Genomic DNA, 2,556 nt, shown 5'->3' on the forward strand with positions numbered 1-2,556 from the left:
ATGTTGCTGGGCTTGCGTCGCCCCAGAATTTTGATACCCAGCCAGTGGCGGCATAGCTTATCTGCAGAGCAACTACAGCATGTTATTGAGCATGAAAGAATGCACTGGCAGCGTCGTGATCTAATGGCTTTTTACATACAGCAGTTGGCAGGTATTGTCTGCTGCTGCAGTCCACTGTGGCGGATGTTAAGCCGGCAGTTAAACAGCTACCGGGAATTAAGCTGCGATGCTGCCGTGATTGCCGGTTTAAGCCAGCCTTATCGTTATGCGCAGACACTGCTGGATTGTAATAAGAAAATTAGTACAGCTGAGCCGGCAATACTGGCCATGCCCTGGCAGCAACAGCCTTTGCTGGCCCGGCGTATCAGCACGGTATTACAGGGCTCTGCTGGCAAAATAACGCCGGTGGCTGTTGTAATGCTTACCACGATAGCCGTGATGTTGCTGCTTACTTATGGCCTGACACAGCATTGGCACGTTGCCAAACTTCCGAAACAGCACGGGCAGATAACGCTAAGTCAGCTTGGGCCATTAGATGAGTTGATCCGCAGTATAAAGCAGAACGATTTACCAACCGTACAGCAGCTGATTAAAGAAGATAATTTGCTAAATCAAGCCATGCCAGGCGAGGGCACCCCACTGATGGTGGCGGTGCGTTATCAGAACACCGAAGTGATTAACGTTTTGCTAAAAGCGGGTGCCGATGTCAATGCCAGCAGCAGAGGCGATGGCAACGCACTGATTATTGCCGTACAGCGGCGCAACCTGACACTGGCTCAGCAATTAATCGCGGCTGGTGCCGATGTCAATGCGGTAGTGCTGGCTGATGAGACCGCGCTGATCAATGCCAGTTATCTTGGCGACCTGGCAATGGTGCAGTATCTGGTAAGCGTCGGTGCCAGAGTTAATCTGCAAGTTGAAGCACCGCTGATGGATGGCCGGGAACTACGATCCGCGCTTAGCCGCGCTGCCACCGAAGAGATCCGAACCTATCTGCGGGCACAGGGGGCCAGCCTCTGACGATTCGACGATAACCGTAACCACTTTTCACTCAATATCAATGTGATTGCAGGTCTCTTTAAGGCTGATGGCGAAGCTTTGCCTGTAAAAAATAAACTCGGAGCCTAATTAATGAAAAAAATACTATTAAGTTTATTTGGCCTGGTATTAGTTGCCGGGGTGGCGATACTGGGTTACTGGTTTTCCGGCTGGATGCCATTAGCTGTAACAGTGCCCCAGCAAAACGAGGTGTATGCGCAAGAGTTCGGGCAGGCGGCGGAGCAGGCGATGGCCGAACTGGTTCTGGCACAGCAGGAGCAACAATTGCCGGCAGTGACGGCCGCTGTCGCCTGGCGCGGTAAGCTTATATGGGCAGGCGCAGTGGGTTATGCCGATGTGGCAACAAACCAGGCGGTCAGTATCAACAACCAGTTTCGGATTGGTAGTACCTCTAAAGCAGTTACTGCCACCAGCTTAGCCCGGGCGTTGGCGGCCGGCCACATTGATCTGGATAGTCCGATCAGCCGCTATATGGCCGATTTACCTAATCCGGCCTGGCAACATTTTACCTTGCGCCAATTGATGTCCCATACCGCTGGATTGCCAGGCTATCAGCAGAACACAGATAGAGTCGGTGCGATCAGAACATTGTTGAAGCAACGTAACTATACCAATGTAGAACATGCACTAACTGTGTTTGATGGCAGTGAATTGTTGTTCAGCCCAGGGGACGGTTTTCATTACAGCTCTTTTGATGTGAATCTGGCCAGCGCCGTATTGCAACATGCCGTTAAACAGCCATTTTTGCAATATCTGGCGGAATCGGTCAGTACACCATTGCAATTGCATTCGTTGTCAGCAGACTATGCCGACCGGTTGTTACCTGACAGAGTTAGCTTTTATCACACCTATGATGGTTACGCTAAACAGCACTGGCAGGTAAATTTAAGCCAGAAATGGGCAGGTGGTGGCTTAATAGCAAGTTCTGCTGATTTAGCAAAATTAGGCTCTGCCTGGTTTAATCCGGAGTTTATTCCTGCTGCTTTACAACAAGAGTTCTGGACGCCTCAAGTCCTTAACAGCGGTGAGGTAAATGAGCAACGTTATGCTCTGGGCTGGCGTCATTTTTCCCAGGACTACCTGTTTTGTGATAAAGAAAACCGACTGAGTCATTCTATAAGTATGGTGCATCATGGTGGGGTGTCTGATGGTGCGCAAAGTTGGTTAGTGTTGTACCCGGATCTACAACTAGTGGTGTCAATGAACACTAATACGGTCAAAGAAAATTACTGTGATTTTGCCGGCCAGGCCGCCCGCATTACCCGGCCTTTTTTGCGGAAAATAGCGCCTGATTGGCTGCCGGCGCAACCTTAACTTTTATTATTCTGGCGTGAGCGCTTAAACCAACTGCTTCGTCGCCACCAACACCCCATTATTATCGGCATAGACAAACTGGCCGGGGATAAAGTCTACCCCGGCGAAGGTCACGGTTAGGTTGATATCGCCCAAATCACGCTTGTCAGTTTTCATTGGGTGAATACCCAGTGCCTGCACGCC

3 protein-coding genes are annotated in these 2,556 nt (G+C 50.4%); 2 read left to right on the plus strand and 1 reads right to left on the minus strand.

The genetic code is table 11. The features are described from left to right. Together ABY802_RS16535 and ABY802_RS16540 are read left to right on the plus strand one after the other, a co-directional pair. The coding region (locus ABY802_RS16535; RefSeq protein ID WP_372628218.1) for a M56 family metallopeptidase at positions 1 to 1,020 on the plus strand (1,020 nt) is incomplete at its 5' end. A 111-nt stretch (positions 1,021 to 1,131) separates the two neighbouring features. Beyond that, on the plus strand, positions 1,132 to 2,373 hold the full coding sequence (locus tag ABY802_RS16540) for a serine hydrolase domain-containing protein (RefSeq protein WP_372628219.1): 1,242 nt from the start codon (positions 1,132 to 1,134) through the stop codon (positions 2,371 to 2,373). 24 nt (positions 2,374 to 2,397) lie between these two features. On the opposite strand, the gene ABY802_RS16545 is transcribed toward ABY802_RS16540, so the two are convergent. Next, a complete protein-coding gene (locus tag ABY802_RS16545) occupies positions 2,398 to 2,553 on the minus strand; it encodes a hypothetical protein (RefSeq protein WP_372628220.1) in 156 nt (51 codons plus the stop codon). Positions 2,554 to 2,556 lie beyond the last annotated feature (3 nt).

It is taken from the genome of Arsukibacterium sp. (assembly GCF_041616895.1).
Lineage (GTDB): Bacteria > Pseudomonadota > Gammaproteobacteria > Enterobacterales > Alteromonadaceae > Alishewanella.

Bases quoted from the DNA above. Each gene is read 5' to 3' on its own strand.
- ABY802_RS16540 (WP_372628219.1), top strand. From the start codon at position 1,132: ATGAAAAAAATACTATTAAGTTTATTTGGCCTGGTATTAGTTGCCGGG.